Source organism: Borrelia crocidurae, assembly GCF_000825665.2.
Classification (GTDB): domain Bacteria; phylum Spirochaetota; class Spirochaetia; order Borreliales; family Borreliaceae; genus Borrelia; species Borrelia duttonii.
Map to the genome: position 1 here is coordinate 663,723 of NZ_LN609267.1, position 6,232 is coordinate 669,954.

Annotated in this window: 6 protein-coding genes and 1 tRNA gene; 2 read left to right on the forward strand and 5 right to left on the reverse strand. The window is 27.8% G+C overall.

Annotated features, from left to right (window positions below):
- The first annotated feature begins 99 nt into the window (after positions 1-99).
- A complete protein-coding gene (locus BN1173_RS03220; protein ID WP_014696457.1) occupies positions 100-825 on the forward strand; it encodes a hypothetical protein in 726 nt (241 codons plus the stop codon).
- 43 nt (positions 826-868) lie between these two features.
- On the opposite strand, the gene BN1173_RS03225 is transcribed toward BN1173_RS03220, so the two are convergent.
- Positions 869-2,728, reverse strand: coding sequence for a fructose-specific PTS transporter subunit EIIC (locus BN1173_RS03225; protein WP_040236574.1), 1,860 nt, complete (start codon positions 2,726-2,728; stop codon positions 869-871).
- Between the two features lie 154 nt (positions 2,729-2,882).
- Between BN1173_RS03225 and pfkB the strand changes: the two genes are divergently transcribed.
- Positions 2,883-3,800, forward strand: coding sequence for a 1-phosphofructokinase (gene pfkB / locus BN1173_RS03230; RefSeq protein ID WP_012538373.1), 918 nt, complete (start codon positions 2,883-2,885; stop codon positions 3,798-3,800).
- Positions 3,801-3,871: 71 nt separating this feature from the next.
- Here the strand turns inward: pfkB and BN1173_RS03235 are convergent.
- The 4 genes from BN1173_RS03235 to BN1173_RS04640 all read right to left on the reverse strand — a co-directional run.
- Positions 3,872-3,945 (reverse strand) — tRNA-Asp (locus BN1173_RS03235).
- A 47-nt stretch (positions 3,946-3,992) separates the two neighbouring features.
- A complete protein-coding gene (locus BN1173_RS04635; protein WP_246040046.1) occupies positions 3,993-4,337 on the reverse strand; it encodes an ATP-binding domain-containing protein in 345 nt (114 codons plus the stop codon).
- Positions 4,338-4,487: 150 nt separating this feature from the next.
- Positions 4,488-5,828 carry an AAA family ATPase gene (locus BN1173_RS03240; protein WP_246040047.1) on the reverse strand — a complete coding sequence of 447 codons (1,341 nt, stop codon included), beginning with the start codon at positions 5,826-5,828 and terminating at the stop codon, positions 4,488-4,490.
- An 8-nt stretch (positions 5,829-5,836) separates the two neighbouring features.
- Positions 5,837-6,232: PD-(D/E)XK nuclease family protein (locus BN1173_RS04640; protein WP_246040048.1), on the reverse strand; the 396-nt coding region annotated here is incomplete at its 5' end.

Genomic DNA, 6,232 nt, shown 5'->3' on the forward strand with positions numbered 1-6,232 from the left:
TCTTTCCCCTTTGGTTTTATTGTTTTAATATTTAATATTTTATTATAATAGCTTGTGCATGTATATAGGTTTGTGTATATGTGCTAAGGAGATTGTTAAATGGATAAATTTTATAACTTGATATTTTTTACTTTGATCTTTATTGCTTGTACGGCGTCTTCAGAAATTGATTTACAAGATGATGCTAGCGGAACAATATTGGTAGTGTTTAATGTTAATAAAGAATTTGAAAGGATCAGAAGAGAGCTTGTTACAACTCTTGTAGGAGGTGATGTTGCTAAGATGTCGCTTTTTCCTGTTGATGAGATAAAGCAGTATTTTCGTGATGATGGGGAGAAAATAGGTTTAAAACTTTTAGATATTAAATCAAATGGTGATTCTCTGAAATTAGTTGTTAAGTTTGATAGTTTGATAAAAGTTGCAAGAGATTATCTTGCAAAAGAAAATCTGCCTTTGTTTAAGATAGAAAATAAAAATGGGAAGAATATTATTGATATTGATTTAAATTTAAAGAATGTTACTAAGGTGATTAATGAGAATAAAGAATATATAAATGATGCACTTGCGGCATTATTGCCTTCAGAAGAAATACCAATGTCTGAAAAAGAATATAGAGATGTGTTGATGTATTTTTTATCAGATTTTACTGATAATGCAAGTTCTCTGATTGATAATTCTAACTTTAAAATTAAAATTAAGACATCAAGAAAAATTCAAGAGCAGCTTGGATTTAATCAAATTAATTCAAATACCTTAGAACTTAATTTAGATATGATTAAGACTGTAAGTCTTCAAAAACCAATAAAGTTGAGATTAGTTTATTAACTTTGTTGAAATGTTTATTTCAAATATAAATGAGAGATAAGAATTATTTCTTATCTCTTTTCATAAATCCTATTAATACTCCTGTTATTAAACTTCCAATTAGGATTGATGCTATCCACATTAATGGATTAGTTATTATTGGTAGAATAAAAATACCTCCATGTGGAGCCATAAGTTTTACTTTAAATAATGCAGATAGAAAACCTCCAATAGATGAACCTATTATGCAAGCAGGTATTACTTTTAGAGGATCTGATGCTGCAAAAGGAATTACGGCTTCTGTTATAAAGCATGCTCCTAAAACATAACAAACTTTGCCAGCTTCATGTTCTTCTTGTGAAAACTTGTTCTTAAAAATGCTGGTTGCAAGTGCAATTCCTATTGGGGGAATCATTCCTCCTGCCATTACGCTTGCGTGAGGAATATAGTTTTCTGCGGTTATCATTGCAATTCCAAATGCATAAGCTGCTTTGTTTACCGGTCCACCCATATCTATTGCCATCATTCCTCCAAGTAATGCACCTAGTAATGCCATATTTGTTCCACTTAGTGAATTTAACATATTTGTTATAGATGAATTAAGATATGCAATTGGTGCTAATAATATATATGTTAAAAATCCAGTTATTAGTACTGAGAAAAATGGATAAGTTAAGACAGGATTAATGCTGCTTATGTTTTTTGGTATTATTTTTTGACTTATTGATTTTATTGTTAAGGTAACATACCCTGCAATAAACCCTGCTAATATTCCCCCTAAAAATCCTGCATTTCCTTTACTCATCATTAGTCCTGTAATCATCCCAGGTGCAAGGCCAGGGCGTTCTGCTATACTAAATGAAATGTAACCAGCAAGTATTGGAATCATTAGAAAAAAAGCATTCCCACCGCCGATTTGCATTAAAATATCTGCTATTTTATTGTAATTTGGATCGGTTAGGTCAAAAGCTTTAATACCAAACATGAATGATATTGCAATTATTATTCCTCCAGATACTACAAATGGAAGCATGAAAGATACACCATTCATTAAGTGTTTATATATTTCCGTATTACTTGTATTATTTGTTATTGTGCTTTCTGTTTTTTGTGATGTTTTGCTTCTATAGATTTCTGCTTTGTTATTGATGATATCTTGAATGAGTTCTTTTGCCTTATGTATACCGTCTTTAACCCCTACTTCAATTAGTGGTTTGCCATTAAATCTTGTTTTATTAACGGCTTTACCGGATGCAATAATGATTCCTTTTGCTTTTTTAATATCTTCTTCATTGATTGGATTTTCAATTCCACTAGAGCCATTAGTTTCTATTTTAATTTCGACGTTTAATTCATTTGCTGCTCTTTTTAGGCTATCGGCTGCCATATATGTATGGGCAATTCCTGTGGGACATGCAGTTACTGCTAAAATAAAATTTTCAAGATTCATTTTATTCATTATTGTATCACTGTTAGGAGTATTTAAAATAATTTCTAAAAATCTATTTTTGTCGTTTGTATTCATAATCTCTTGTCTTAAGATGTCGTTATTAAATATGTTATTAAGATAAGAGATTGTTTTAATATGGTCATTGCCAGTTGTATTTTCAGGAACAGCTATCATAAAAAATAGTTTTGAGGGTTTTAAGTCAGCAGCACCAAAGTCAAATCCTTTGTCTTTAACTCTTAATATTGCTATTCCATGTTTTTCAACAAAATTGCCTTTTGCATGGGGCATTGCAATATATTCTTCAAGACCCGTTCCGCTTATTTCTTCTCGTTTTTTAATATCTTTTATAAAATTTTCTTTGTTTCTTAGGTATCCATTTTCATTTAGCATGTCGGCCATTTTTTCAATTACGTCATCTTTGCTTTTGGCTTCGTAATTCAATAATATTAATTTTTTAGAAAATAAATCTTGCATAGGGAAGCTCCTTGATATAGTGTATAATTCCTATTATAATAGGCATGATATATTATAATTATATCATATAATTATAATATGTTAAGTTGTTTAATTGTATTACTTAATTAATTAAGTAATACAATTAAACAACTTAATAATAAAGGAGACTTAATTGATATATACTCTTACGCTTAATCCTGCTATTGATTATAAGATAGTTGTAGAAGGGTTTCAGCAGGAGCATCTTAATCATGTTGTTGAGAGTAGTTTTCTTGCTGGAGGAAAGGGAATAAATGTAAGTAATGTGCTTAAAAATTTTCAAATGGAAAGTATTGCTTTTGGATTTTTGGGTGGTTTTACGGGTGATTATATAAAGAGCTATCTTAATTTAATGAAAATAAGACATAATTTCGTTAATATATCTGACAATACTAGAATTAATATTAAAATGATGTCATATGGAAAAGAAACAGAAATTAATGGTAATTCACCTGTTATTCTTGAGAAAGATTTTGGATCTTTAATTGTAAAGTTGAAAGAGTTAGATGTGGGTATTTTAGTTATGTCTGGGAGTATTCCAAGTTCACTTGGATTTAGAGCTTATAATGAGATAGTTGAGAATTTGTCAAGTAATTTGAGGGTTATTGTTGATACTAGTGGTCCTGCATTACAAGAAATTATAAAAATTAAGCCTTTTTTGATAAAGCCAAATATTAATGAACTTAAAGAACTTTTGGGTATAAATTTGACTTCTGATAAAGATTTGATTAATGTTGGCCATAAACTTGTAGAAAAGGGTGTTCAAAATATCATAATCTCAATGGGAGGTGAGGGGGCTATTTTTATAAATAATCAGGATGTTTATATAGCTAGTGTGCCTAAAATTGATTCTTTGAGTACTATTGGTGCAGGAGATTCTGTTGTTGCTGGATTTGTATATGCTTATCACAAGGGACATTCTTTTGGCGATTCTTTTAAGTTTGCAGTTGCATCAGGTACCGCAACAGCATTTAAGGGACAACTTTGCAATTTGGATGATGTTAAGGGTATTTTAAGCAAGGTAAATCTTGAAAAGATTTCTTTAGATTAATTTAAGCATTCATAAACATTAATTTTTTATACGATCTTTGTTAAAGTTTTCGTGCTTTAGAAATTCATTATCGGGAGCGACGGGACTCGAACCCGCGACCTCCTGCGTGACAGGCAGGCATTCTAACCAGCTGAACTACACCCCCAAATGCAATACCTTATGATTATATTGTTTTTCTTTTTATTTGTCAATTTATTTTAACGTGTTTATGTATTCTGTAATTTTGGAGTCTCTATTGATTTTCTTTAAACTGACATTTTTAATTATCTCTTTGTTTGATATTATTTCTATACTTTCTCTAGCTCTTGTTATTGCAGTGTAGAGTAATTCTTTTGTTAAGAAAGGGTGATTTTCTATTATAATTTGTATGTGTTGATATTCAGAGCCCTGGCTTTTATGTATTGTTGTTGCAAAGCTCAGTTCATATTTATTTATTAAGTTAAAGTTTATTTTTTTATATTTTTCATTTTCTCTTTTAAATAGAGCATAAATTTTAGAATTTTCTTTAAAAAGTATTCCTCTCTCCCCATTAGACACAATACATTTTTATAATCATTATTACATGTGAATTATTATTAATTGTTACAACCAAATACCTCCTTTTCATATTGTAAAATATAATTTAATTATGAGATATAGGTTTTTCTTATATTTGTTCCAAGATTTTTTGAACATAAAATTGTGTTACTAGAGCAGTGTATGAATTATTGATTCAATTTCTTTGTCATTTAACGAGTTAAGATTGAAATTGGGAATGTTATTGTATAATTTTTTTGTATGTTTTAGTAATTCATTTTCAATATTTATTTTATTTAGGTTTTTTAGAATTATGTTTTTGCTATCATTAAATTGAGTTTCAATTAAGTCCATATCTTCTTTATATATTGCTTTGGCTAATAAATTTATTTCATCATTGCTTCTAAAATTTTTTTTCAGTATTTCTACACTATCATCATTTATTTCTTTTATTTTTGTAAGGCTGGAATATACATTTCCTCCAGCTATTGATGGAAGTTGGTTTTTATCCCCTGTTATTATAATTTTTGTATTTGTCTTTAATGCTTTTAATAATCTTAAAAAGGTATTTGCATCTATCATAGATGCTTCATCTATTATAATTATTTCGAATTCTAAAGGATTATTTTCATCATATTTGTCGTCTTTATTTATGAATGACATTTTTAATAGTTTTTGTATTGTGCTATATTGTGTTTCAAGGTTTTTAAATGGTTCTTTAATGCTTGATTTCAATTTTTGACTTGCTTTTCCGGTTGGTGCTACAAGAGCTACGTTTTGTTTACAATCTAAATGTATGTCAATTGCTTTGAGAATATAGTTAATTGTTGTTGTTTTGCCTGTTCCTGGTCCACCACTTAATATAAAAAAATTACTTTTTAAAGCTTTTTTAATTGAGTTTATTTGTTCTTTACTTAAATTTGTAATATTTAAGTGATCCATGATGTTCTGTATTCTATCATCACTTATTTCTGTTTTATTGTTCTTAAGTCTTTTGTCTATTTGTTTTATTAATTCTTCTTCTTCTCTAAAATTTTTTTGGGTGTAAATGTAAATATTATTTTCTAATATTAAAGGAGTTGTTATTTTTTCATTTTGATTGTAATTTTTTATTATATTATTTTTTTCTAAATATAATATCATTTCTTTTATTTGAGTTTCTTTTGAAAATTTTGTAAGTTCTTGTAATATGTGTGTTGATTTTTGATAGTGTTGATTTTCTTCTTCTAATTCGAGTAAAGCACAGTCGATTGTGTTTTGAATATCTTGTATTAGTAGATCAATATTTGCTCTTAAGTGTCCTTTAGAGAAGTAATTAAATATGAATATTAAAAAAATGGTAAGTTCTTCATATTTGTCATTTTGTATTTTTTTTGTAAGTAAATGTGATTTGTAATATTGTTCTACATTTATATTTAAAATTTCAATTATTTCATAAATTTTGAGTTCTGGATTTAAGTAGTTTTTTTGCTCTTCTTGTAGGAATTCTCTTAAGACTAAATAATTTCTCATATGTTCCTTTAATGTTTTAGTTGTAAATATATTTGTTCTAATTCTATTTCTTGAAAATTTGGTATGGTAGAGTAAATTCCATTTTGTGTTTGATCTTGTGTTTGAATGTCTTCTTGAAATGCTCTTGTAAAGAGATATATTACTCCCCCAAAATGTTTTTCATATTCTTCTTTATTTTTAAAGAGTATTTTTTTTATTCCTAATGTATAGATTTTGTACTGCAAGTCATAATTTTCTTGTTTCATTTTTTTTGTTAAGTGGGATAATCGATAATCTTTCGGATTTTCTCCCAGATAGTTTGTTTTATAGTCTAAAATATATATTTTATTGTTTATTTTAAATATTAGGTCAATAATTCCTTTTATATATCCGTTATTTAACATAAAATCTAATCTATTATATTG